The organism is Ruegeria sp. 6PALISEP08 (assembly GCF_001238295.1).
Classification (GTDB): Bacteria; Pseudomonadota; Alphaproteobacteria; order Rhodobacterales; family Rhodobacteraceae; genus Ruegeria.
This window is the reverse complement of the sequence record NZ_LGXZ01000002.1, coordinates 25,186-49,089: the sequence shown is the minus strand read 5'-3', so window position 1 is coordinate 49,089 and position 23,904 is coordinate 25,186. Positions and strand designations below refer to the sequence as shown.

Genomic DNA, 23,904 nt, shown 5'->3' with positions numbered 1-23,904 from the left:
ACCGAGACGTGACACGCCTTGGACTGCAAGACCCCGACCACCGCGCGGCAAATCTGCGCGGGCGGGGTACCTTACCCCAAAAATTCGGGCTGCATCGTTTTTACAGGAGAAACATGTAATGAATCCGATTACCCATTCGCTGGAGCTTCAGGCTGCGGCGTTCCGAGTGGCAGGCTACGCGATGGCCAACCAGATGAAGATCATGCAGATCGTGACCCGGTCCGCAATCGAGCTGCCGATGGCCCCTGTTCATGCGCTGCACCTGGCCGCGTCTGCTCCGGCATCCGTTGCTGAGAAGCCGGTTAAGAAACCGACGGTCAAGGCAAAACCAGTTGCGCCGCGTGTGCAAAAACCGGTGGCAAAAAAGGCTGTGGCTGCGAAAAAACCTGTAAAGAAGACTGTTGCAACTACACCCGAGCCCAAACCGGTAGAGTTTTCTGCCAAGCCGCGTGCTACGGCCTCGGCAAAGGCCGAGCCTGCTGTGAAAACCAAACCTGCACCCGCGCCAAAACCGGCCGCTCAGCCCAAGCCGGTCGCAAAATCAGCTGCAACCGTTGCAACACCCGCAAAAAAGGTTGCACGAAAGCCCGCCCCCCGCGCGGCTTCCACCGTCAAGGCGGCCCCATCCAAACAAACCCCGGCCCAGCCCGTTGAGCCCGCTGCCAAGGCGCTCGAAGCTCAGCCCAAAACCGTTACACCTGTAGAAAAAGCGGTGTCGACCCGGGCGAAACCAGCGCCCCGCACGCGCAAGGCCGCACCGACGAAACCTGCGCCTTCTGTCGCTCAGTCAAAACCGGCACCGGCGGTCGAGCAGCCCAATCCGCAGACGCGCAGAACCCGTGCGCCGTCTAACCCCCCCGCGATGCCCGGGGCAGGTACGAAATCGGACGCGTAACTCGGATCATCTGCTTGACACGGTCGGGTTGGCGCGCCAACGCTGCGCGTCATGATGGATCTTCGCCCGGTCGGATATGTGATTGGCTTGCTGGTCGCCATTCTTGGGGCGACCATGCTGTTTCCTATGCTCGCCGACATGATCGAGGGGCGGGGGGAATGGCATGTGTTCCTGGAAAGCGCAATCATCACGATGCTGACCGGGTCAGTTCTGGCAATGAGCTGCTCCAACGGCGTGGGCGAGGGGCTGACCATCCGGCAGACCTTTTTGCTGACAACCGGCGTATGGGTCGCGCTGCCGGTATTTGGTGCAATCCCATTCCTGTTTGGTGAAACCGAACTGCGCTTTGTCGATGCCTATTTCGAGGCGATGTCGGGGCTTACAACAACCGGCTCGACCGTCATAACCGGGCTCGACTCGCTGCCACGGGGGCTTTTGTTGTGGCGCGGTATTCTGCAATGGTTGGGGGGCATTGGCATAATCGTGGTTGCGATGGTGTTCCTGCCAGAATTGCGGGTGGGTGGCATGCAAATCTTCCGCTCGGAAGGATTTGAAACCATGGGGAAAATCCTTCCACGCGCGCAAGAGATCGCCGGTCAGATATCCCTGATTTACGTGTTCCTGACCGTTGTGTGCGCGTTGGTCTACGCCGGGCTCGGGATGGGCTTTTTTGATGCCACCGTCCATTCGATGACCACCATCGCGACAGGTGGGTTTGCCAACTACGACGCGTCATTCGCAACCTTCTCGGGGCCAGTGGAATATGCGGCCGCGGTGTTCATGGTTTTGGCGGCACTGCCCTTCGTGCGATATGTTCAGCTTGCCAATGGCCACACCAGTTCTTTGTGGGAGGACAGCCAGATCCGCGTCTTTCTGGCGACTGTTCTGGTGCTGGTCTTGATCATGACCGTCTTTCTGACATCGGTTTTCCCGCGGCACTGGGAACAGGCGTTTCGCGAATCCTTGTTCAACATCACCTCGATCATCTCGGGGACCGGATATGCCAGCGTCGACTATATGGGGTGGGGCAGTTTTCCAGTCATGTTGTTTTTCCTAATCGGGTTGATTGGCGGCTGCGCCGGATCCACGGCATGTTCGATCAAGATCTTCCGTTACCAACTGTTGCTGGCGTCGATCAAAACTCAGATCAAGCGGATCAGGTCCCCGCATGGGGTTTTTGTGCCGCTTTATGACGGACGACCCGTGGGGCGCGATGTTCTGACCTCGGTGATGAGCTTTTTCATGTTCTTCGTTCTGTCGATGGGCGTTTTGTCCTGGGCTTTGGCACTGACTGGTCTTGATTTCATCACGTCCGTGTCCGGGGCAGCGACCGCTTTGGCCAATGTCGGCCCCGGCCTGGGCAGCCAGATCGGACCGGCAGGTAATTTCGCAGGTCTCAACGATACGGCCAAATGGCTGCTGACAATCGGAATGCTGGTTGGGCGGCTTGAACTTCTGGCCGTTTACGCAATCTTTACAACTCAATTCTGGAGAAACTGATGCAAAGACCCCTTGGCGCACAGTTGTCGCATATGCTCAAGGATCGTGGCGTGGATGTTATTTTCGGCATTCCCGGCGTCCATAATCAGGAAATGTATCGTGGCATCGAAGAGGCCGGTATTACCCATGTTCTGGCTCGACACGAGCAAGGGGCCGGGTTCATGGCCGATGGCTACGCGCGGGCAACCGGCAAGCCCGGTGTCGCCTATGTCATCACCGGCCCTGGCCTGTGCAACATCATGACACCGATCGGTCAGGCCTATAGCGATTCCGTCCCGATGTTGGTGTTGTCTTCGTGTCTTGACGAAAAGCAAGCTATGCGCGGTCAGCTGCACCAGATGAAAGATCAGCGCGCTGCGGCCGGGACGGTTGCAGATTGGTCGGTGCAGGCGGACACTGCCGCAGCAGCATACAGTCTGGTAGAACGTGCCTTTGAAGAATTCGAGCTGTCGCGACCGCGGCCCAAACACATTCAGGTGCCGATTGCACAGTTAGAGGCTGATGCCGAACCGGCGCCATTCCCCAACCAGCCTGCGCTGCGCACCAGGGCGTTGCCGCCTGACGTGTCGTCGGTTGTCTCGATGCTGAACCTGTCACGCAAGCCCTTGTTCATCTTGGGTGGGGGGTGCAAATCCAACGACTGGCGACAGATTTTGACGCAGCTGGGGGCTGCCTGCTTTACCACTTATGCCGGGCGTGGGTTGACGGGTGTGAACTATCCGCTGGATTTCGGGCCCATGTTGCCACGCCCCGGAAGCGCCGAGGTCATTGCCTCGGCAGATCTTGTAATTGCCGTGGGCGCAGAGCTTGGAGAGGTCGATTTGTGGCGGCATGAGCTGGGGCACAAGGCGACGCTGATCCGTGTGGATCTGGACCCTGAGGTTCTGTCTGACCGCCACCGTGCCGCAATCAAGCTTCAGACGGACAGTCAGAGCTTTGCCCGCGCCTTGTGGCAGGCGACCGAGAACATGAAGCCAGCGACAGGCTGGTCGCCAGACGAAGTGGCCGAGGCGCGCGCACGCTGGCGCGCCGAGGTGGACGCGGAACGACCCGGAATCGTGCCGATCGCGGACGCATTGCGTGAAGCGATGCCGGCCGACACCATGATTTATTCTGATATGACCCAGTTCGCCTATGTCGCGAAAGAGGTCTGGGATGTGGCCTATCCTCATCATTGGCATCATCCAACGGGGTTTGGCACACTTGGTTACGGGTTGCCTGCCGGAATAGGCGGGGCAGTTGCACGGCGTGGAAAACCAACGGCAGTTATCGCCGGGGATTATGGGTTTCACTACACGATGCAGGAATTGGGTGTCGCGGTTGAGCTGGGTCTGTCTCTGCCGATCATCTTGTGGGACAACGGCAAGCTGAAAGAGATTGAAGACAGCATGGTGCGCAGCCAGATCGCGCCTAATGCCGTGGTGGCTCGAAACCCGGATTTCTGTAAGCTCGCCGAGGCCTTTGGTGCGCGTTCCGTGGCACCTGAGACATTGGATGAGATGCAGGGCGCAGCTCGTGCGGCTTTTGACGCGCCGGGCCCAACTCTGATCCACGTGACGCCAGATATTCTGTAACAAAAAAGCGCCGCGTGGATGTGCGGCGCTTTGGGTTTCTCAAGTAGGAGCGGATCAATCCCAGCAGTGCACCAGAACCGTCATGCCTGTCGCGCGACGGTTCAGTTCGTTGGGTGAGATTTGCGTGGTTTCTTCGCTTGACTGACCGGACACGCCAGCCTTCGCCAGGATTTCCGTCAACCGCTCACCAGTGGCCGCCAAACTGACCGAAGCAGGCAGGCTGCGCCCTTCAGACGGTGTGGGCAACAGCATCCCGACAACGTTGCCGCTGTCATTGAAAACCGGGCCGCCCGCATCGCCGGGCTGCGCGTTCAGGGCCAGGCGTTTAACACCTGTCTCGCCATTCAGGCCACGCACATCGGCAACTTGTCCGAATGTCAGTGTCGGGGCACCCAGGGCACCCTGATAAGAAAAACCTGAGACCGCAACGTCAGATTGAAGACGCGGCAGTGCCGGGCTGAAAGCGGCCACGCTCATGGGGGCCAGTGCATTGGATGGGCGCAGAACCGCGACTCCTACTTCGTCATCGGCCATGGCAAGCTGCACCTCCTGATCCCCGTCCAGAGTGATCCGGGTGCAGTTCTCGACGGCTTCCGAAACTGTCAAAACGGTTCCCTTCTCATCGGCAAAGAAACCCGAGCGGGACAGGCGCGGTTTGCGGATTTGCAAGCCGGACACCAGATCGATGTTTTGCGCGGCATCTGCACCTGCGGCGGCATCGAGCACCGCGTCGGTGGTGGTAAAACTGGAGGCCATAGCCGAAAGAACTCGCACGCGGCGTGCCTCGTCGCCTTCGGGCCAGATCAGTGAATACCCTTTGATTTTGCCGTCTGTCAGGCGCGCCTGTGTAAAGGACACCACGCCATTTCCACGCCCTTCAAGGGTGAAGCGGTCTCCTCGCAGCTCACGCGGGCCGTTCAGCGGAACGATTTCCAGCGACTGCATGACTTCATACAGGGCGCGCAGGGTGCGCTTGTCACCGTCCTGGCTGATCAAGAGGGCTTTGGCATTCAGCTCGGATGCGCTGTTGAAGTGGGCAAACGGAGCTTCATAGCGATCAAAGCGGACAGCATCCAAAGGCAGGTCCATCGTGATCCCAGCCGCGTCATCGGAATATCGGGCCATCCCAACGCTGGTCAGCGGCGCGTTATAGTCGTCCATCAAGGCTTTGCGCTGCGACGTGGTTAGCACGCCGGTTGCTTCAAACCCGTTAAATCGTTGCCAATCACCCATTGAACGGCGCGTTCCCTGACCAAAGGCCCCGTCGATGGTAGAGTTGTAAAACCCGGCCGCCTGCAACGCCGTTTGCAGATCCTTGCGGTCCTGCGCGGTCAGCAGGCGTTCGGATTGCAGAGCCTGTGCGCGGGTTTCATCCGCGTCCTGAGTGGGTGCGATTGTCAGAGTGTCTTCGGCCTCAGCAACCGGCGCAACGGGTGCCGCGACAGTGCCACGGTTCAGCACATTTGCACCGATAGGCCAGAACTGTTGCCCGAGCCCGCCGGAAAAGGCGATGAAGCTGTCGCGGGGAATCTGACCTTCGGATCGATACACCCGCAGCACCTGTTCGGCGTCCTGGCGCGCATAGGGGCCGATGACGATTGCGTACCAGCCGCTGTTCAGGCGAAAGCCGTTCACGTCGGGCAGAGCACCGGCGTAGGCTTGCGCGCGATCCTGTGCTTCGCGCAAGGACGGTTGCGCCTCGACCTGCACCCAGACGCCTTGGTCTTGTTGAGCGGACGCGGCGCGCAGCCCGACCAATAGAAACAATAGAATTGCTGTGAATACGCGTTTCATAATCTGCCCGTTTATTTGCAGTGTTTGTGCTTTGGCGCAGAGTACGCGATTTCAGGTGTCAATTGCCATGCCGCGAATACGGGGAATTTGCGGTGTGGCCGCGCAGATACAGCCGTGGGCCAAAGCCCCGTTGACGCCCCTTTGCCCCTTGCATAGGAAGGGCCAAACCGACCGGAACCGGGCGCAAGGGTGCCCAGAGGGAATGCCATGACCGAACCGAACAGCGCACCGCGTTCATTTCAGGAGATTATCCTGCGGCTTCAGACCTATTGGGCCTCGAAAGGTTGCGCGATTCTGCAGCCATATGACATGGAAGTCGGGGCAGGGACGTTCCATCCCGCGACCACTCTTCGTGCGCTGGGATCCAAGGCTTGGGCCGCAGCCTATGTTCAGCCCTCGCGCCGTCCGACGGATGGTCGTTATGGCGAGAATCCAAACCGGTTGCAGCATTACTATCAGTATCAGGTGCTGATCAAACCAAGCCCGCCCGATCTGCAGGAACTGTACCTGGGCAGCCTTGAGGCTATCGGCATCGACATGGAACTGCATGATATCCGGTTTGTCGAGGATGACTGGGAAAGCCCCACGCTAGGCGCCTGGGGTCTGGGCTGGGAAGTCTGGTGTGACGGTATGGAAGTCAGCCAGTTCACCTATTTCCAACAGGTGGGTGGCCATGATTGTGCACCCGTCTCGGGTGAGCTGACCTATGGTCTGGAGCGTCTGGCCATGTATGTGCTGGGCGTCGATCACGTGATGGACATGCCGTTTAATGACCCGCAATCGCCCAGCCCGTTGAAATACGGTGACATCTTCAAACAAACCGAAGAGGAATACGCCCGCTGGAACTTTGATGTTGCCAACACCGAAGTTCTGCTGCGTCATTTCGAAGAGGCCGAGGTCGAGTGCGCCGCCATTCTGGCACAAGAGCACGTCGATCCAAAAACCGGCAAGCGCATCATCATGGCGCACCCGGCTTATGATCAGTGCATCAAGGCCAGCCACATCTTCAACTTGCTGGACGCGCGGGGGGTGATCTCGGTGACCGAGCGACAGGCCTATATCGGCCGCGTGCGGGCGCTAGCAAAGCAATGCGCGGATGCGTTTGTTCAGACCGAGGCGGCCGGGTTCCAAGCCTGATGGGCCAATCAGGCCAGCCCCGGCAACAGTGTTTTCAGGCCGTCCGCGATCATGCCGATCGCGATGGCCGACAAGATCATGCCCATAAAGCGGCTCATAATCACGCGCGCGTTGCCCGAAAGGCGTTCGGCCAGCCATGCCGCATTCCAGAACGTGATCAACAAAAGGGCAACGACCGACAAGAAAACGCCCGCGAAAACAACTGCTTCAATGGGATTTTTCACGTGATGCGCATACAGGATCAAGGTCGTGATGGTTCCGGGGCCGACAAGTATGGGAAAGGCCAGAGGGTAAAAGGCAACTGTCTCAGCCGCGAGGTATTCTTCTTTCTCATCATCCGTTCCGTGGTGCGAACTGCTTTCGTTGCCGTTCAGCATGTTCAAACCGATCATAAGGACGACCAGACCGCCGGCAACTCTCAGGTGATCGACGGTTATGCCAAACAAGCCAAGCGCCTGACTGCCGACGGCTGCAAACGCTCCGCCAAGGATAAGACAGTAGAGGGACGTCTTGATCGCAACCTTGCGTTGGTCGGTTGCCGAAAGACTCTGCGTCACGCTCAGAAAAACGGGCAGGTTCGTCACCGGGTTCATAATGGCAAAAAGCGCGCCGAAAAATCCAACGGCAAGAGTGGTATCCATACGGTTCACCTCGGGTCGTTCTGTTCTGCGGTGAAACGTGGCCTATTTCTGAAGCACTTGGAAGTACCTGCATAAAGGGAAGCATCGAAAGATGACTGGAAAAATTCTGGCACTCATCCTGCTCATGTCTGCAGCTATTGCAGGCGTTGGCATGTATTATCTGCAGGTCTACGGCTATTACTATGATGTTGAGCCCACTCCAGGCAGGGATGTAGTTCTGTCCGTTGATGCAACTCAGGCGCCGGTGGCCATTTCCTATTCTTCGTTTCAGGCCATTGACGCAGACAGCTCTCCGATCCGGTTCCGCGCGTGTTTTGAAACCGATGTCGCGCTGGAAGAACTGCAGGCCACCTACCTTCAAGCAGACGAGACAACGCCACTGACCGCACCGGGCTGGTTTGACTGCTACGATGCCGCGGCCCTGGCCGAGAACTTGAAGTCCGGTAAGGCGCAGGCATTCATCGGCCAAAAAAACGTGCATTACGGTGTTGATCGCATCGTGGCGGTTACCGAAGACGGCCGGGGCTTTATCTGGCACGTTCTGAACAATTGCGGTGAAAAGGCTTATGACGGTACGGTCGTCGGAGAGGAGTGCCCCCCGCGCCCTGAATACTGAGGAGATCGCCTTGGCCGACGCTGTAACAATCCCGGATTTCATCACCGCAACTCTGGGCTTTGCAGTCTACCTGCTGGGCGCGCGGATCAACAGCAAGGTCGTGGTGCTGCGACAGTTCAATATTCCCGAGCCCGTCACCGGTGGGCTTTTGGCATCACTTGTCGTTCTGGCCCTATATCTTTTGTTCAACCTCGAACTGTCCTTCGAACTGAACACCCGAGATTCTCTTCTGGTTCTGTTTTTTGCGGGAATCGGTCTGAATGCCCGGTTTTCTGATTTGATAGCAGGGGGTAAGCCTTTGCTAATTCTTCTGGTTTTGACGCTTTTGACGATCATCGCGCAGAACGTGATCGGGGCGGCGGGGGCGTCTTTGTTTGGCTATCCGGCGCAAGCCGGGGTTTTGTTCGGATCCGCCGCACTGATCGGCGGACATGGAACGGCAATTGCCTGGGCACCCGAAGTTGCGCGCGCGACCGGATTGGATGGCGCAACCGAACTTGGCGTTGCGGTGGCCACGCTGGGCCTGGTTCTGGCAGCTTTGGTCGGTGGCCCAATCGCGCGCCTGTTGGTCGAATCCCGCAACCTGACCCCTGATCGACCCGATGAGGAACATACGGTGGGGCTGCCCGACGACGAGCCTGGGGCCTCGGGCATAGACCATATGTCAATCATGCGAGTCCTGCTGCATCTGAACCTTGCGATCATCTTCGGCTATATACTGGGCGAGGCGATTTCCGCAGCTGGATTGAAATTGCCGTTGTTCGTGCCGTGCCTTCTGATGGGTATCGTGATTTCCAACCTGCGGACGGCTTTGGCGCCGTCCGCCCCACCCGTTGCGCGCACGCCCTCGCTGGCCCTGATCTCGGAGTTTGCACTGGGCGCGTTTCTGGCTATGTCCCTTATGAGCCTTCAGCTTTGGACAATTGCCGAATTGGGAATGGCGATTGTGGTGATCATGTCGGCGCAGACGTTGTTTACAGTTGCCTTTGTGATCTGGGTGCTGTTTCCGCTCATGGGTTCAAACTACCGCGGGGCGGTTCTGGCAGCGGGTTTCGGGGGCTTTGCATTGGGGGCCACACCCACCGCCATTGCAAATATGACTGCCGTGACCAAGCGATATGGCCCATCGCCTATTGCCTTTATTGTGCTCCCCCTTGTATCCGCCTTCTTTGTGGATATCGCAAATGCCATCGTCATCCAGACGATCGTCAATTTCTAAGGACCGACAATGCCTGACCTGCTGATCGAACTGTTTTCCGAGGAGATTCCCGCGCGTATGCAGACCCGCGCCGGTGAGGACCTGAAAAAGCGGATTACCGACGGTTTGGTCGAGGCCGGTTTGACCTATGCCGGGGCTGCCGCCCTGACCACGCCGCGTCGTTTGACGCTGGCAGTCGAAGGGCTGTTGGCGGAAAGCCCCACCATTCGCGAGGAACGCAAAGGCCCCAAGGTTGGCGCGCCGGACAAAGCCGTCGAGGGGTTTCTGCGAGGCGCTGGCCTGACCCGCGATCAGCTGGAAGAACGCGACACACCCAAAGGCGCAATTTACTTTGCAACCATCGAAAAAGCAGGACGTCCTGCGGCTGACATTGTGGCGGAAGTGTTGGAAGCCACCATCCGCAACTTCCCCTGGCCAAAGTCCATGCGCTGGGGCAGTGGGACTTTACGCTGGGTCCGTCCGCTGCATTCGATCCTGTGTATCCTGAGTGATGAGGCCGGGTCTCAGGTCGTACCGGTCGAGGTTGAAGGCATCACATCCGGCGATATCACGGAAGGGCACCGTTTCATGGCACCCAACCGTTTTGCTGTTACATCGTTTGAAGATTATGCCGCCAAGCTGAAAACTGCGTTCGTCGTGCTGTTGCCCGAGGAACGGGCCGAGCATATTTGGAACGACGCACAGAACATGGCCTTTGCCGCCGATCTGGACGTGGTTGAAGACAGGGGTCTGCTGGCAGAGGTCGCCGGGCTGGTGGAATGGCCCGTGGTGCTGATGGGAAAGATCGACGACGAATTCCTCGATCTGCCGCCCGAGGTGCTGCAAACCTCGATGAAGGAACACCAGAAGTTCTTTTCCGTAAAGAACCCTAAAACAGGCCGGATCGAACGCTTCATCACCGTGGCCAACCGCGAAACCGCCGACAATGGCGCGACCATTCTGGCGGGCAACCAGAAGGTGCTTTCAGCCCGTCTGGCGGATGCGAAATTCTTCTGGGAGAATGACCTGCGTGTCGCCAAGTCGGACATCGCCCAATGGACCCGAGCGTTGGAGAACGTGACCTTCCACAACAAACTGGGCACACAGGCCGAACGGATTGATCGCATTGCCGCGCTGGCCCGCGAACTGGCCCCGGTAACGGGTGCGGATGCCGATCAGGCCGAGAAAGCCGCGCGGCTGGCCAAGGCTGATCTGAGTTCCGAGATGGTCTATGAATTCCCCGAACTTCAGGGGCTTATGGGTCGGTATTACATCGAGGCCGCAGGCGAGGACACCGCCGTCGCCGCCGTGGCGCAGGAACATTACTCACCGCTGGGTCCGTCGGATGATGTGCCAACCGCGCCGCTCTCGGTGACCGTGGCGCTGGCCGACAAGCTGGACACGCTGACCGGGTTCTGGGCAATCGATGAGAAACCGACCGGCTCGAAAGACCCGTTTGCGCTGCGCCGTGCGGCGTTGGGGATTATTCGGCTGGTTTTGGATAACAATCTGCGTGTCAGTTTGGACCGCTTCTTTGATAGCCAGTTAGTGCGGGCAGAGAGCGCCATCAGTGAGGCGCTGCCGGACGCAAATGTCCGCGACCTTCTGGAGGAGATTGCGGATCACGGTGTATTTGGCGGGGCTTTTCAGGCTGTCAAAGAAAGAATTGGCGGATTGCCTGCGGCGGCATTTCTTGAGTTAGAGAAAAAGGTTCCTGACGCATCCGATGACCTCCTCTCCTTCTTCCACGATCGCCTGAAGGTCTTCCTCCGCGACGAGGGTATCCGTCACGACATCATCGACGCCTGTATCGCGATGGATGGCAATGACGACCTTAACCTGCTGGTCAAACGCGCCCGTGCTCTGAATGCGGTGATCGCGACCGAGGATGGCGAAAACCTCGTGCAGGGATTCAAGCGTGCCAACAACATCCTGACTCAGGCCGAGGAGAAGGACGGGGTTGAGTACTCCTATGGCGCGGATGTGAAATTTGCCGAGACGGACAGCGAAAAGGCGCTGTTTGCAGCTTTGGATCAGGCGCAGGCGCAGATCGATCCGGCGCTCAAGGCCGAAGATTTCCCGACCGCCATGGCCGCCATGGCCGCCTTGCGCGGGCCAGTGGACGCGTTCTTTGAGGATGTGCAGGTCAATACCGACAATGACATTCTACGCCGCAACCGCCTGAACCTGCTCAGCCAGATCCGGACGGTCTGTTCCAGTGTCGCCGATCTGACCCGTATCGAAGGGTAAATCTCCGGGCGCGCGGCCATTGCGCGCCCAGAACGCCCTTGCGCGAAGGGCGCAAGCGCTTATGCTGCACGCAAACCAAAAGGTGCTGCAGTGCAGAATAATCCGCATACCACGCTCATAACGACCGACGCGCCGGTCACGGCCAATACTCATGGTGGGCGGGCCAAGTGCCTGCAACGGCTTGTTCGTCTGGACCTGCCGGTACCCCGGACAGTGGCGCTGTCGTTTGATGCCGTCCATCAAATTGCGGAAGGCGAAGTTCCGAACCTGGCGGCGATCCTTGAACAATTTGATCCCGCCTCATTGCTTTGCGTCCGACCAAGCTCTGAGGACCCTGACTGGGGTGGGCCTGGCGCAGTTCTGAATATCGGGATGAATGATGCGCGTTACGTGGACCTGTCCGATACGATGGGCGCAGAGGCTGCTGCGGCGTTGTACCTGAGATTCGTTCAAAGCTATGCTATCCACGTTGCGCGGCTGGACGCGGATGTCTTCGATGATATCGATATGGATGGCAGCGAGGGGCTGGGCCATTCGCTGCGCGCCTATGAAGATGAAACGGACGAGGCCTTTCCCCAAGACAGGGGCGAGCAGTTGATCGGCGTTCTACGTTCGATGGCCCGTGCCTGGGATGGAACATCCGCACGCCTGTTGCGGCAGGCCAAGGGTGCTCCGGCGGATGCCGGACTTGGGTTGGTCATTCAAGAAATGATCCCCGGTGTCGGGCAGGGGGAATGTGGTTCTGGTGTCCTGCAACTGGTCGATTCCACAACCGGAATGCAGCAGATCACCGGTCGTTACCTGAGCCAGAGCCAGGGCCGGGATGCGCTGGGCGAAGATGTTGCCGCGCTGTTTCTTGAAAAGGACCCGCGCGGTCCATCGCTTGAGGAAGTTGCGCCCAAAGCCTTTGCCGAACTCAAGGAACAAGCCGCCTTGATGCGTGAAAAACTGCGTGAAGAGATGCAGGTCGAATTCGTCATTCAAAACGGAAATGTGCATATCCTGGACGGCGTGCGGGTGCAGCGCAGCGCTCGTGCGGCCATGCGGATCGCGGTTCGTTTGGCCGAAGACGGGACCATACCCCAGCAAGAGGCGGTCATGCGCGTGGACCCGCATGCGCTGAACGAGCTTTTGCACCGTCAGGTGCATCCAGATGCGCGGCGTGACGTTTTAACTACGGCTATCGGGGCCAGCCCGGGTGCCTCGACAGGTAAGATCGTATTCACTTCGGCTGAGGCTCAGGCAAGCGCTGCGCGGGGGGAAGCCTGTGTTCTTGTGCGTCGCGAAACTTCGCCCGAAGATGTACGTGGGATGCACGCGGCTGTTGCGGTTTTGACCGAAAAAGGCGGGATGACCAGCCATGCGGCAGTTATCGGGCGCGGGCTTGGGTTGCCCTGTATCGTTGGCGCGTCCGGCATTCGGTTTCAAACAAAGAAAAAGATGCTGACGGCTCCGGATGGGCGTGTCTTTAAAACTGGTGATGTTCTGACCATCGATGGCAGCTCGGGCCAGGTGCTGGCGGGGCAACCTGCAATGCTCGAGGCTGCGCTGGACGATTGTTTTCAGACGCTGATGGCCTGGGCGGATTCCGAGCGCGACATTGATATCCGGGCCAATGCCGATACGCCTGCCGATGCGCAGACAGCCCGGAATTTCGAGGCGCAGGGGATCGGTCTGTGCCGGACCGAACATATGTTCTTTGATCCCGGTCGTTTGATCGTGATGCGCGAAATGATCTTTGCGCAAACGTCATCCGGTCGGGCGGCGGTGCTGGAACGTCTGCTGCCGATGCAACGAGAAGACTTTGTGCAACTTTTCCGGATCATGGAGGGCAAGCCGGTCTGCATTCGCCTCTTCGATCCGCCACTGCACGAGTTTCTGCCCACCACCAGAACTGGCCAACGCGAACTGGCCGAAGCGCTTGACCTGCCTGTTTCAGATGTTGAACGCCGTGTCGCTGCCATGAGCGAATACAATCCGATGCTGGGTCTGCGCGGGGTGCGTCTGGGAGTGACCGTGCCGGAAATCTACGACATGCAGGCGCGCGCGATTTTCGAAGCCACGCTGGAGGCCCGGCAAAACGGTGCTGCGGTCGTGCCCGAGGTGATGATCCCTCTGGTTTCGGCAAAGCGCGAAGTCGAGCTGGTCAAATCCCGCATCGACACGGTGGCGGCTGCGGTTGCGTCCGAGCAGGGGCAGGAATTCGACTACCGACTGGGTGTTATGGTTGAGACCCCGCGTGCTTGTTTGCGGGCCGAAGAGATTGCCCCACAGACGGCGTTTATGAGTTTCGGAACAAACGACCTGACCCAGATGACCTATGGCTTGTCGCGCGATGATGCGGGTCGTTTCATGTCAGACTATGTTCGGCAGGGTGTCTTTAGCGAAGATCCATTTCACGTCCTTGATCCGGACGGTGTGGGCGAATTGCTGAAACTGGGTGCCGAACGTGGACGTTCCGCAAAACCTGACGTGACCCTGTCGGTATGCGGCGAACATGGCGGTAACCCCGAATCAATCGCGATTTGCCGGGATTTGGGGTTTGATTATGTATCCTGCTCTCCGTTCCGGGTTCCGGTCGCTCGGCTGGCTGCCGCTCAACTGGCGATTTCGTCCAGACTTGGGGGTTGACAGGGGCCTGTATCCCAAGGATTAGTGGGGTATCTGGCCACTCGTAGGTGAAGTAATTCTTCACGACGGGCGATTTTCCACTTGCTTTTTTCAAAAGGCTGGACGTTTGCGTCTGGTTGCGTTAGATGCCTCGTCGCGCCCGCCGGGGGAGGGTATGGCGCGTGAAGTGCCTGTGCGAGGTTATCTGATGCTACGTTATATACTGGCTGCTGCCACATTGGCGGCAACCATGCTGCCAAGTGCGTCCTTCGCCGAGAGGGAAGCAACCGAAACTGCCAAGAACGAGCTTGTGGCCCGGAATGAATTGCCGGGGCAGAGCTTCCGTGACTACTTTAAGCTGTTCCAGCCACGCAAATCCGCGGAGCCGGTCGTAGTCACCTATTCCAAAGACTGGCTTGACCAACAGCCAAAAGCAACCGGTGACGAAAACTGGAAGTGCCTTTCCGAGGCGCTGTATTTTGAGGCACGTGGTGAAAGCGTGCGTGGACAGTTCGCTGTGGCCGAGGTCATCTTGAACCGGGTCAAAAGCGGTCGTTTCCCAGACTCACTGTGCGGTGTAATCCGTCAAGGCACCGGCAAAAAATATCAGTGCCAGTTCACATACACATGCGATGGCCGCAAGGAAGTTATCCATGAGAAGAAAGCCTATGAGCGCGTGTCGAAAGTGGCCCGTGCTTCTATGGACGGTGCGGCGAAAGAGCTGACCGAAGGGGCGACCCATTATCACACCACCGCAGTGCGCCCATCCTGGTCGCGAGTTTACAAACAGACTGCGCGGATTGGTGTGCACATCTTCTATCGCCACAACTATCGGACAGCGAGCAACTGATTGACGCACCCGCGCTGGAAGCTTGATGGCGCGAAACAAGTTGCAGTCTATATTACGGGCCAGGAGGCCCGTAATGCTTTTCACCCGAAGACACGTTCTGAAAACTGCTGCCGCAGCTTCGTTGCTGCCGCTTTCGGCCCGGGCCGCGTATCCGTTGCTCGAAGCGCGCGAGACCAAGCAACTTGTGGCGCCCGATGGGTTTCCTGAAACGACGGTTTGGAGTTTCAATGGCTCTGTCCCTGGAGCGACCATAAGGGTCGGGCAAGGTGCGCGTGTTCAGCGCAGGCTTGTGAATCAACTCCCTCAGCCGACCTCGGTCCATTGGCACGGAATCCGCATAGACAATGCCATGGATGGCGTGCCCGGACTCACACAAGGCGCAGTCGAAACGGGGAGCTCGTTTGATTACGACTTCGTTGCTCGTGATGCAGGCACGTATTGGTATCATGCGCATAACAGGTCAATGGAGCAGGTTGCGCGCGGCCTTTACGGGCCACTGATCGTCGAAGAGGCCCGAGCGCCAGATATCGATCAGGACCTGATTTTGATGTTGGATGATTGGCGGCTCGATCCAGAAACCGCAGAGATTACAGACGATTTCGACAATGGCCATGACCTGAGCCACGCTGGCCGGCTTGGAAACCTCGTCACTGTTAACGGATCGTTTGATCCTGCGTTTTCTGTGCAAAGACATGATCGCCTTCGACTGCGATTGATCAATGCCTCCAACGCTCGGATTTATGATCTGAAACTCGACGGCCTGTCGGGATGGATCGTTGCCTTGGATGGGATGCCGCTGGAAACTCCGTTTGAGTTGTCTGGGTCGTTTCCACTGGCACCTGCGCAGCGCGCGGACCTGATTGTCGACGTCATCACCGAAGGCGATACGGCAAGCCTGGTTAGTATCGAAAGAGACGGGGCCTTTGGTCTGACGCGTTTCGACGTCGCAGGCAATGCCGCCAAGGTGCAAAGGCAGGGTGTGTCTACATTGCCACCTAATCCTCTGCCAGAAATCAAGAATCTTGAAAGCACGCCTTTGCATAAGATGGTTCTGCAGGGCGGCGCGATGCGTTGGCTGGAAAGCGCTCGGATAGGAGAAACCGAATTGTCGGGCCGCGAGTTGGCACAGTTGGGTCGGTTCTGGGCGCTGAACGGTTATGCCGAACGCCCCGATGATCCGTTCCTGAAAGCCGAAATCGGCAGTCCGCACAGGGTAGAGTTCGTGAATGAAACAGCCTTTCCACATGCAATGCATTTGCATGGCCATCATTTCCGACTGATTTTGGACGATGGGTCCCTAGGCCCCTGGCGCGACACTGTTCTGGTTGGGCGGGGCCAGACCCGCCAGATTGCGTTGATCGCGGACAATCCGGGCGACTGGCTGTTGCATTGCCATATGCTGGGACATGCCGCATCTGGGATGATGAGCTGGTTTCGGGTCGCCTAACGCCGCAATCGGCGGTTGGAATGGCGCTTGTATGAGTGTTATAGGCCCCGGCAAAGCCTATAGTAGGCAATCTACGCAACGAGCCCAAAGAGGCCTGTCCCATGAGTTCTGAAATCCGCCTGGCATTCGCACACCCGTCCGAAAGATCCGAGGCAACCTCACCCCGAGGTCCGCTGGATCGCATTTCGCTGCGCGATCACATTGTCGAAGTCGAGATCGGCGCCTTCCAGGCCGAGCGGGGAACGACCCAACGTATTTGCTTTAACATCGTGGTCGAGGTGCGTCCGCTGACCGCTGATATTGACGACGACGTGGATCGTATCCTGTCCTATGATCGCGTCACCGAAGCGATTGCCTTTGAGCTGGCGGCGGAACGTCTGAATCTGCTTGAGACGCTGGCCGACCGTGTCGCCGAGCGTATCTTACTTGAGCATCAAGCCGTAAGGGTCTTTGTTCGCATCGAAAAACTGGACCGTGGTCCGGGCGCGCTAGGTGTTGAAATTGTACGTGGAAAGGACTCGATTCATCATGAAATGGTCGAGGAAGAACGTCCACACCCGCGCTTGGTTTATCTGTCGAACGAAGCGATTGCCTCGGACAATCTGACGGGATGGATCGATCAGTTGGAAAACCGTCAACGCCCGTTGATCCTGTGTGTTGGGGCGGCGGACCTCGCCGCTCCGCAGACCGGCCACGCGATGACGCAGAGACGGATTGATCTACTGACCATTGAACAGAATGCTTGGGTTCTGGCGGCACGGGATCACCGTTGTGTCGTTGTCTCGACCCGGACGGAACTGGATTGGGCCATGAAGAATGGCCAAATCTGCGTCTGGGCCCCGTCCAAGATCGTGTTGGATGCCGTGGACGGTCCATCTGCCGCACCATCGAATGCTGTGGCCCTCGCTGCTTGGTTCGCGGCGACCTTTGAAGCCAGCGAAATGATGGTGATCGGCGGCGCATTGCCGAAAGAGCCCAAAACGCCGCTGCGCGCAGTGGCCGTGGATCAAGCCCAGCTGTGAGCGTTTATTTCAAGCCACTGGTTCAACATGGCTCGACCCGCCCTTCCGGTGCCCAACCGCTGGCGGGTCAACCGCTTTGGTTCACCCATGTTGAAGCTCTGCGGCGTGGGGCTGAACCCGTGATCGTAGTGGCTTCGGACGTTCCGTCGGACCATCTGAGTCGACTGACCCAAGCGCGGGCTGACATCGCGGGTTTGGATATGCAGGTGCCGCATATCATGGGTATTCTGAATGCCACGCCGGACAGTTTCTCGGACGGCGGCGTTCATAGCTCGGCTGAGACCGCCCGCGCGGCGGCGGTTGATATGGTCGTGCAGGGGGCCGGCATTCTGGATATCGGTGGCGAATCGACCCGTCCGGGTGCGGATTTTGTACCTGCAGACAAAGAAATCGCCCGTACGCGACCGGTGATCGAGGCGATCCGGGCGGAAACGGACGCTCTGATCTCGATCGACACGCGCAAGGCCAGCGTCGCCCGCGCCGCGTATGAGGCCGGAGCGGGGCTTGTGAACGATGTCTCGGGTTTTACCTATGACCCTGATCTGGCACCGTTCTGCGCGGCGCAGGGCGCACCTGTTTGTGTCATGCACATGCAGGGCGATCCCACCACGATGCAGGACAATCCGCATTACGACAATGTCTTGCTGGATGTGTATGACTTTCTGGACAACCAGATTGCACTGCTAGAGAGGTCGGGCCTCAGTCGGGATCTGATCATCGTTGATCCGGGAATCGGGTTCGGCAAGACCGAGGATCACAATCTGACCTTGCTGCGCAATCTCAGCCTGTTCCACGGTTTGGGCTGCCCGATCCTGCTGGGCGCGTCGCGCAAAGGATTCATCGGTTCCATCGGGCAAGAGCCTCGCAAGACAGCGCGTGCGCCGGGATCAATTGCTGTTGCTCTGGCAGGATTGTCTCAGGGCGTGCAAATCATCCGTGTTCATGACGTGGCCGAGACCTCTCAGGCCTTGCGCCTATGGGCTGCTGTCCGGTAATCCGGTCTCACGACAAATCACGGAGTGACACGTATGCGCAAGCTGTTCGGAACCGACGGGGTGCGGGGCACCGCCAACACGCATCCGATGACGGCAGAAATGGCCTTGCGCATCGGCGCTGCGGTCGGGCGTTACTTTCGCCGTGACACGACAGGTGTGCACCGGGTTGTCATTGGCAAGGATACACGTCTGTCCGGTTACATGCTCGAAAATGCGCTGACGGCCGGTCTGACCTCGACGGGTATGAACGTATTGCTGCTAGGCCCCGTGCCGACACCGGCGGTTGGTCTTATGACGCGATCTATGCGCGCTGATCTTGGGGTCATGATCTCGGCCAGCCACAACCCGGCGGAAGACAACGGGATCAAATTTTTCGGGCCGGATGGCTACAAACTGTCTGATCAGGCCGAGATCGAGATCGAAAAACTGATCGACGAAGGCGTCCGGCCCGCTCAAGCCCAAAATATCGGTCGGGCGCGTCGTGTCGATGATGCACGGTTTCGCTATGGTGAACGTGTGAAATCATCGTTGCCGCGTGACGTGAGTTTGGATGGTCTGAAAGTGGTCATCGATTGCGCAAACGGCGCGGCCCACCGCACTGCACCCGAGGTTTTGTGGGAACTGGGCGCTGATGTCATTCCGGTTGGCGTTGCGCCCAACGGCAAGAACATCAACCTCAATTGCGGATCGACAAAGCCGCAACTGGCCGCAGAAACGGTTGTGGCCCATGGCGCAGATGTCGGCATTTGTCTGGACGGTGATGCAGACCGGGTTGTTGTGGTCGACGAAACCGGTCAGGTGGCCGATGGCGATCAGCTTATGGCTCTGTTGGCGACGGCATGGAAAAAATCGGATCAGCTGAAAGGCGACGCCCTTGTGGCGACGGTGATGTCCAATCTGGGTCTCGAACGTCACCTGACACAGCAGGGGTTGCGTCTGGAGCGCACCTCGGTCGGGGACCGCTATGTGGTCGAGCGGATGCGCGAAGGCGGGTTCAACCTTGGCGGCGAACAATCCGGCCATATCGTGATGAGCGATTATGCCACCACCGGTGACGGATTGATGGCGGGCCTGCACTTTCTGGCGGAAATGGTTCTTTCGGGGCGCAAGGCGTCGGATCTGTCGAAACAGTTCGAAACGGTGCCTCAGCTTCTCAAGAACGTGCGTTATACCAGTGGGCAAGCCCCGTTGGAGGTTCAGAGCGTTCAGGCCGCTATCGCAGATGCCGAAGCGCGGCTGAACGGGCAGGGCCGGTTACTGATCCGCAAATCCGGGACCGAGCCGTTGATCCGGGTGATGGCTGAATGTGAAGACGATGGGCTGCTGACCCAAGTTGTCGACAGTATCGTGGCCGAGGTCGAGGCTGCAGCGGGCTAGTGCCCGAACAGAACCTTGCGCAGGCTGAACCACTGGCTGATGGCCATGCCGGTCAGGATCAGGGTCAGTGCGATGTAAAAGCGTAGGGGCAGGGCCTCGGACAGGATCCAAGCGCCAAACACCATCGACCAGATCGGCACTTGGTAGTTCACCAGTGTCAAGAAAACCGAACCGGCGCTGCGGGTGATCGAAACACGCAAGAGGGTGGCGAAAGCGGTTGGAAGCAATCCCAACACAATCAGAGCAATCGTCGGGCGTGGCCCTTGCCATGTTGGCAGACCTTCGGTGACCAGCATTATGGGCAGCAAAAGTACGGCCCCAACAACCAGTGTCAGGGCAGCCAACACCAAAGGGTCAACCGGCGGGCAGCGTCGCGTCAGCACAGATGAGCTTGCGTAACACAGGGCTGCTGTGATGCAGGCCAGTTGCGCGATGGGTTCTGTCCCTTGGCCCAATTGTGCAAGGCCCGGGCCGATCAATACCAGAGCACCCGAAAACCCCAGGCAAACTCCTAGAAAACGGCGCAGGTTCAGGGGCTCGTCCGAGAAGAAATGGGCAAGCGGCAAAACCATCAGCGGGATCGCCGCCATAGACAGCCCCGCGAAGGCCGAGGGCACAAATTGCTGACCCCAACTCAGCAGCATGAAAGGCACGGCGGTAGACAACACGCCGATGAGGACAATCGAAATACTGAGCGCAGGCGTCAGAACCGGCAGCTTGCGACCGGTTACCCACATCATCAGAAGCAAGGTCACAGCGCCCAGCGTCGTCCGTGACGTCGCAACCGTAATCGGGCCGTAGCCTTCAAGCGCCATGGCGACGACCATGAAGGTCGCGCCCCAGATCAAGCCCAGCGTGAAGACGCCGCTCCAATCCTGTTTCGTTGGCTGATGCACCATTGGTTTTCCTGTCGGGGCCACGGGAATGCGCGAAAAAGATAAATCTGACCGAGTGTTTATGTTCCGCACTGCTTTATTGTGCAAACGAAAAAGGGCGGCCACTGAGGCCGCCCTTATGCTGACAGAGGTCAGACTTAGTTCTTTTCTTTATCGACCATTTTGCCGGCCGAAATCCACGGCATCATGCCGCGCAGTTTGGCGCCGGTTTCTTCGATCATGTGCTCGTCATTGGCACGGCGCGACGCTTTGATGGTCGGCTGGCCCACGGCGTTTTCCAGCATGAAGTCGCGAACGAATTTACCCTGCTGGATATCGTCCAGTACCGCTTTCATGCGTGCTTTGGTTTCGTCGTATTTCAGGATACGCGGGCCGGTGACGTACTGGCCGTATTCTGCGGTGTTCGAGATCGAGTAATCCATGTTGGCGATGCCGCCTTCGTAGATCAGGTCAACGATCAGCTTCACTTCGTGAAGACACTCGAAATAGGCCATTTCCGGCGCGTAGCCGGCCTCGACCAGTGTCTCAAAACCACAACGGATCAGTTCGACCAGACCGCCACACAGGACAGCCTGTTCGCCGAACAGGTCGGTTTCGCACTCTTCACGGAAGTTGGTTTCGATGATACCCGAGCGGCCGCCACCGATGGCCGAGCAGTATGACAAGCCAATTTCCAGCGCTTTGCCGGTTGCGTCGCTGTCCACGGCCACAAGGCAGGGTACGCCGCCGCCTTTGGTGTATTCGCCGCGCACGGTGTGGCCGGGGCCTTTGGGGGCCATCATGATGACATCGACGCCTTCTTTCGGCTCAATCAAGCCAAAATGGACGTTCAGGCCGTGGGCAAAGGCAATTGCCGAGCCCGGCTTGATGTTGTCATGGACGTATTTTTTGTAGGTCTCGGCCTGCAATTCGTCGGGCATGGTGAACATGATCAGGTCACACCATGCGGCGGCTTCCGCGATGCCCATGACTTCCAGGCCCTCGGCTTCGGCTTTCTTGGCCGATGCGGACCCTTCGCGCAGCGCGACGACCAGGTTTTTGGCGCCCGAGTCGCGCAGGTTCAGCGCATGAGCGTGACCTTGCGAGCCATAGCCCAGGATAGCCACTTTTTTGTCTTTGATCAGGTTGATGTCGCAATCGCGATCGTAATAGACGCGCATTTCGCCGGTCCTTTCTGGTTAGATTGCGGTGGTTTTACCGGCTCAATTGCGTAATGGCGATAGGGTTAGGCTTGAGTATTTGTAAAAAAGGTGAAGAATAATTCTTTAAAACCAACGAATGTGAAAAATTAATGCTTGATGACATTGACCGTCGCATCCTGCGCCATTTCCAGGCTGCCCCAAGCCTGACCACTGCGGAACTAGCCGATCTGTGCCGGATCAGCGCTGGGGTCTGTTGGCGGCGGATCGAAAAGATGCAGGCGGCCGGGATTATCGAAGGGCAAGAGGCCGTGATTGACTGGACCGCCATGGGTTATGCGGTCGAAGTCTCGCTTCGGATCACGCTGGACAAGACACAGGCGCGCGCCTTTGACGAGTTTACCGAGGCCGCACGAGGCGTGGCTGAGGTGGTCGAGATCCAGACTTTTCTGGGTCGGGTCGACGTGCGGCTGTCGGTCATTGCCAAGGATATGAACCATTACCAGCAGCTGTATCGCGACCGTATTCTGACCTTGCCCCATATCGCCGATATCGAAGCGCTGATGCACATCGCGCGGGTCAAACGGGATGAGGTGTTGCCGGTATGATTGAGTTGGACGAAATTGACCGCCGTCTGCTACGTGCCCTTCAGCAGGACGCAACCCAAAGTGCAGGTGCCCTGGGGCGCAGGTTTGGATTGTCCCAACCTGCCACTTGGCGGCGGATTCGGCGGCTGGAAGAGACAGGGATCATCACGGGACGGCGGCTGCGTTTGAACGCAGAGGCGCTTGGGTTTGGTGTGACAGTTTTTTTGGGGGTAAAACTCGGACGCAAGGGGCAGATCAGTCTAGAGGATTTCGAGCGCGCCGTAAGCGCCATTCCCGAGGTGCAGACTGTGGAACATGTTCTGGGATTGTATGACTATCGCCTGCGTGTCGTGGCGCGGGACTTGTCCGATTTCGAACGCGTGTTGCGACGACGGATCATGACTTTGCCCGGTGCAGGCGATGTCGAGGCAAACGTTTTGCTGAGCGAAGAACGTATGCCTGGACCTTTGGGTTGAATAAAACTCAGTATTTGGTGCGGATACAGAACCCGGGATGGTGCGTCATGCGGGCGAATGTCAGCGGTTTGTCTTCTTTCCACGTGGTACGTTCCATCTGAATCATCGATGTGCCCGTTGTGGTGCCCATGTATTCAGCCAGTTTGCCGTCCGCGGAAATGGCGCAAAACGCGATCTCGGCCTTGGTAAAAGGGGCTGCGTTTAGTAGCCATTCATGTGGCCCATGTTGGCTGAGGTCCGCATTTTCCACATCCGGGACCGCGTCGATATTGATCCAGCGCTCTTCCAGCTGAAATGGTCTGTTGTCTGCGTAGTGCATACAAGTGACATGCAATACGCGCCCATCAGGGGGCAAATCCAGCTGTGACGACAACCAGCCGGGGCTTTCCGCCACGTTCCGTTCGACCAGCGCGTAGCGATAGTTTGCGTTCTGGCTTTCGACCACTTGCCGGGCCAGCGAAAATTCTAGCTTGGCATGTTTGCTCGGCTCTTTCTTGACACGTGTGCCGCTCTTGCGTTTGCGTTCGACAAAGCCTTGTTCTGCCAACTCCCTTAGGGCCCGGTTGACCGTGGCACGCGCGCAATTGAATTCTTCTGCCAGCTGCGTTTCGGTTGGCAAAAGCGATCCTTGTGGCCAGACACGACTTTCAATACGTCGTTTAACTTCGTCTCGAACGGACTGGAAGCTGATCCGCTTTTGTATAGTCACGGGTAGAATTATCCCTTCAAGTATAAAGTGTATGCATCTGTTCAGAAGCAAGCAGAAGTGTAAAGGGGAAGGTGACACTGGTTGGCGTCATTTTACGTAATATGGCATATTTTTCACAGAGATAGCCTAATTTCCCTTACGTCAATTTTTGCGACGTTAGCACTTTACGCGCAAAGCTAATGAGACCAAAC

20 protein-coding genes are annotated in these 23,904 nt (G+C 58.1%); 15 read left to right on the top strand and 5 right to left on the bottom strand.

All coding sequences use genetic code 11. The annotated features are described in order from the left end of the window. Positions 1 to 118 precede the first annotated feature (118 nt). From ALB80_RS03335 to ALB80_RS03325, 3 genes are read left to right on the top strand one after another with little or no spacing between them, the layout of a single operon-like run. Positions 119 to 895: a hypothetical protein gene (locus tag ALB80_RS03335; RefSeq protein WP_050602621.1), complete on the top strand. Its 777-nt coding sequence runs from the start codon at positions 119 to 121 to the stop codon at positions 893 to 895. 51 nt (positions 896 to 946) lie between these two features. Beyond that, on the top strand, positions 947 to 2,395 hold the full coding sequence (locus ALB80_RS03330) for a TrkH family potassium uptake protein (protein WP_050602620.1): 1,449 nt from the start codon (positions 947 to 949) through the stop codon (positions 2,393 to 2,395). Next, on the top strand, positions 2,395 to 3,969 hold the full coding sequence (locus tag ALB80_RS03325; protein ID WP_050602619.1) for a thiamine pyrophosphate-binding protein: 1,575 nt from the start codon (positions 2,395 to 2,397) through the stop codon (positions 3,967 to 3,969). Before ALB80_RS03330 ends, ALB80_RS03325 begins: the two co-directional genes overlap by 1 nt. A gap of 54 nt (positions 3,970 to 4,023) precedes the next feature. Here ALB80_RS03325 and ALB80_RS03320 read toward each other — a convergent pair whose 3' ends face one another. Next, positions 4,024 to 5,763, bottom strand: a complete 1,740-nt coding sequence (locus tag ALB80_RS03320; protein ID WP_050602618.1) for a serine protease — start codon at positions 5,761 to 5,763, stop codon at positions 4,024 to 4,026. A 207-nt stretch (positions 5,764 to 5,970) separates the two neighbouring features. On the opposite strand from ALB80_RS03320, the gene ALB80_RS03315 reads away from it, so the two are divergent. Further along, the gene (locus ALB80_RS03315) at positions 5,971 to 6,900 is read left to right on the top strand and encodes a glycine--tRNA ligase subunit alpha (RefSeq protein ID WP_050602617.1); all 930 of its coding nucleotides are present in this window, start codon (positions 5,971 to 5,973) and stop codon (positions 6,898 to 6,900) included. A gap of 8 nt (positions 6,901 to 6,908) precedes the next feature. Here ALB80_RS03315 and ALB80_RS03310 read toward each other — a convergent pair whose 3' ends face one another. Continuing rightward, positions 6,909 to 7,541, bottom strand: coding sequence for a MarC family protein (locus tag ALB80_RS03310; protein WP_050602616.1), 633 nt, complete (start codon positions 7,539 to 7,541; stop codon positions 6,909 to 6,911). Positions 7,542 to 7,632: 91 nt separating this feature from the next. On the opposite strand from ALB80_RS03310, the gene ALB80_RS03305 reads away from it, so the two are divergent. From ALB80_RS03305 to glmM, 9 genes are all read left to right on the top strand, one after another. Further along, a complete protein-coding gene (locus ALB80_RS03305; protein ID WP_050602615.1) occupies positions 7,633 to 8,157 on the top strand; it encodes a DUF6446 family protein in 525 nt (174 codons plus the stop codon). Between the two features lie 10 nt (positions 8,158 to 8,167). Next, a complete protein-coding gene (gene gltS / locus ALB80_RS03300) occupies positions 8,168 to 9,376 on the top strand; it encodes a sodium/glutamate symporter (RefSeq protein WP_253276805.1) in 1,209 nt (402 codons plus the stop codon). A 9-nt stretch (positions 9,377 to 9,385) separates the two neighbouring features. After that, complete coding sequence (gene glyS, locus ALB80_RS03295) at positions 9,386 to 11,605, top strand: glycine--tRNA ligase subunit beta (RefSeq protein ID WP_050602614.1); 2,220 nt, start codon at positions 9,386 to 9,388, stop codon at positions 11,603 to 11,605. A gap of 90 nt (positions 11,606 to 11,695) precedes the next feature. Beyond that, positions 11,696 to 14,236 carry a putative PEP-binding protein gene (locus ALB80_RS03290; RefSeq protein WP_050602613.1) on the top strand — a complete coding sequence of 847 codons (2,541 nt, stop codon included), beginning with the start codon at positions 11,696 to 11,698 and terminating at the stop codon, positions 14,234 to 14,236. 154 nt (positions 14,237 to 14,390) lie between these two features. Further along, positions 14,391 to 15,065, top strand: a complete 675-nt coding sequence (locus tag ALB80_RS03285; protein WP_253276804.1) for a cell wall hydrolase — start codon at positions 14,391 to 14,393, stop codon at positions 15,063 to 15,065. Positions 15,066 to 15,138: 73 nt separating this feature from the next. Next, a complete protein-coding gene (locus tag ALB80_RS03280; RefSeq protein ID WP_050602612.1) occupies positions 15,139 to 16,512 on the top strand; it encodes a multicopper oxidase family protein in 1,374 nt (457 codons plus the stop codon). A 101-nt stretch (positions 16,513 to 16,613) separates the two neighbouring features. Next, positions 16,614 to 17,534 carry a dihydroneopterin aldolase gene (locus ALB80_RS03275; protein ID WP_050602611.1) on the top strand — a complete coding sequence of 307 codons (921 nt, stop codon included), beginning with the start codon at positions 16,614 to 16,616 and terminating at the stop codon, positions 17,532 to 17,534. Next, positions 17,531 to 18,529 (top strand): dihydropteroate synthase, encoded by a 999-nt coding sequence (gene folP, locus ALB80_RS03270; protein WP_050602610.1) that lies wholly within the window; start codon positions 17,531 to 17,533, stop codon positions 18,527 to 18,529. Before ALB80_RS03275 ends, folP begins: the two co-directional genes overlap by 4 nt. Before the next feature lie 33 nt (positions 18,530 to 18,562). Next, entirely contained in the window at positions 18,563 to 19,906 is a 1,344-nt protein-coding gene (gene glmM / locus ALB80_RS03265) for a phosphoglucosamine mutase (RefSeq protein ID WP_050602609.1), read from the top strand. Here the strand turns inward: glmM and ALB80_RS03260 are convergent. Together ALB80_RS03260 and ilvC are read right to left on the bottom strand one after the other, a co-directional pair. Further along, a complete protein-coding gene (locus tag ALB80_RS03260; protein ID WP_050602608.1) occupies positions 19,903 to 20,805 on the bottom strand; it encodes a DMT family transporter in 903 nt (300 codons plus the stop codon). The two genes, glmM and ALB80_RS03260, sit on opposite strands and share 4 nt — an antisense overlap. A 134-nt stretch (positions 20,806 to 20,939) precedes the next feature. Further along, positions 20,940 to 21,962: a ketol-acid reductoisomerase gene (gene ilvC / locus ALB80_RS03255; RefSeq protein WP_050602607.1), complete on the bottom strand. Its 1,023-nt coding sequence runs from the start codon at positions 21,960 to 21,962 to the stop codon at positions 20,940 to 20,942. Positions 21,963 to 22,093: 131 nt separating this feature from the next. On the opposite strand from ilvC, the gene ALB80_RS03250 reads away from it, so the two are divergent. Together ALB80_RS03250 and ALB80_RS03245 are read left to right on the top strand one after the other, a co-directional pair. Then, positions 22,094 to 22,549 (top strand): Lrp/AsnC family transcriptional regulator, encoded by a 456-nt coding sequence (locus ALB80_RS03250; protein WP_050602606.1) that lies wholly within the window; start codon positions 22,094 to 22,096, stop codon positions 22,547 to 22,549. Further along, positions 22,546 to 23,004 (top strand): Lrp/AsnC family transcriptional regulator, encoded by a 459-nt coding sequence (locus tag ALB80_RS03245; protein WP_050602605.1) that lies wholly within the window; start codon positions 22,546 to 22,548, stop codon positions 23,002 to 23,004. The genes ALB80_RS03250 and ALB80_RS03245 overlap by 4 nt, the downstream gene beginning before the upstream one ends. Before the next feature lie 7 nt (positions 23,005 to 23,011). Here ALB80_RS03245 and ALB80_RS03240 read toward each other — a convergent pair whose 3' ends face one another. Beyond that, positions 23,012 to 23,713 carry a GntR family transcriptional regulator gene (locus ALB80_RS03240; protein WP_157054135.1) on the bottom strand — a complete coding sequence of 234 codons (702 nt, stop codon included), beginning with the start codon at positions 23,711 to 23,713 and terminating at the stop codon, positions 23,012 to 23,014. Positions 23,714 to 23,904 lie beyond the last annotated feature (191 nt).

Bases quoted from the DNA above. Each gene is read 5' to 3' on its own strand.
- ALB80_RS03335 (WP_050602621.1), top strand. From the start codon at position 119: ATGAATCCGATTACCCATTCGCTGGAGCTTCAGGCTGCGGCGTTCCGA.
- ALB80_RS03330 (WP_050602620.1), top strand. From the start codon at position 947: ATGATGGATCTTCGCCCGGTCGGATATGTGATTGGCTTGCTGGTCGCC.
- ALB80_RS03325 (WP_050602619.1), top strand. From the start codon at position 2,395: ATGCAAAGACCCCTTGGCGCACAGTTGTCGCATATGCTCAAGGATCGT.
- ALB80_RS03320 (WP_050602618.1), bottom strand. From the start codon at position 5,763: ATGAAACGCGTATTCACAGCAATTCTATTGTTTCTATTGGTCGGGCTG.
- ALB80_RS03315 (WP_050602617.1), top strand. From the start codon at position 5,971: ATGACCGAACCGAACAGCGCACCGCGTTCATTTCAGGAGATTATCCTG.
- ALB80_RS03310 (WP_050602616.1), bottom strand. From the start codon at position 7,541: ATGGATACCACTCTTGCCGTTGGATTTTTCGGCGCGCTTTTTGCCATT.
- ALB80_RS03305 (WP_050602615.1), top strand. From the start codon at position 7,633: ATGACTGGAAAAATTCTGGCACTCATCCTGCTCATGTCTGCAGCTATT.
- glyS (WP_050602614.1), top strand. From the start codon at position 9,386: ATGCCTGACCTGCTGATCGAACTGTTTTCCGAGGAGATTCCCGCGCGT.
- ALB80_RS03285 (WP_253276804.1), top strand. From the start codon at position 14,391: ATGGCGCGTGAAGTGCCTGTGCGAGGTTATCTGATGCTACGTTATATA.
- ALB80_RS03280 (WP_050602612.1), top strand. From the start codon at position 15,139: ATGCTTTTCACCCGAAGACACGTTCTGAAAACTGCTGCCGCAGCTTCG.
- ALB80_RS03275 (WP_050602611.1), top strand. From the start codon at position 16,614: ATGAGTTCTGAAATCCGCCTGGCATTCGCACACCCGTCCGAAAGATCC.
- glmM (WP_050602609.1), top strand. From the start codon at position 18,563: ATGCGCAAGCTGTTCGGAACCGACGGGGTGCGGGGCACCGCCAACACG.
- ALB80_RS03260 (WP_050602608.1), bottom strand. From the start codon at position 20,805: ATGGTGCATCAGCCAACGAAACAGGATTGGAGCGGCGTCTTCACGCTG.
- ilvC (WP_050602607.1), bottom strand. From the start codon at position 21,962: ATGCGCGTCTATTACGATCGCGATTGCGACATCAACCTGATCAAAGAC.
- ALB80_RS03250 (WP_050602606.1), top strand. From the start codon at position 22,094: ATGCTTGATGACATTGACCGTCGCATCCTGCGCCATTTCCAGGCTGCC.
- ALB80_RS03245 (WP_050602605.1), top strand. From the start codon at position 22,546: ATGATTGAGTTGGACGAAATTGACCGCCGTCTGCTACGTGCCCTTCAG.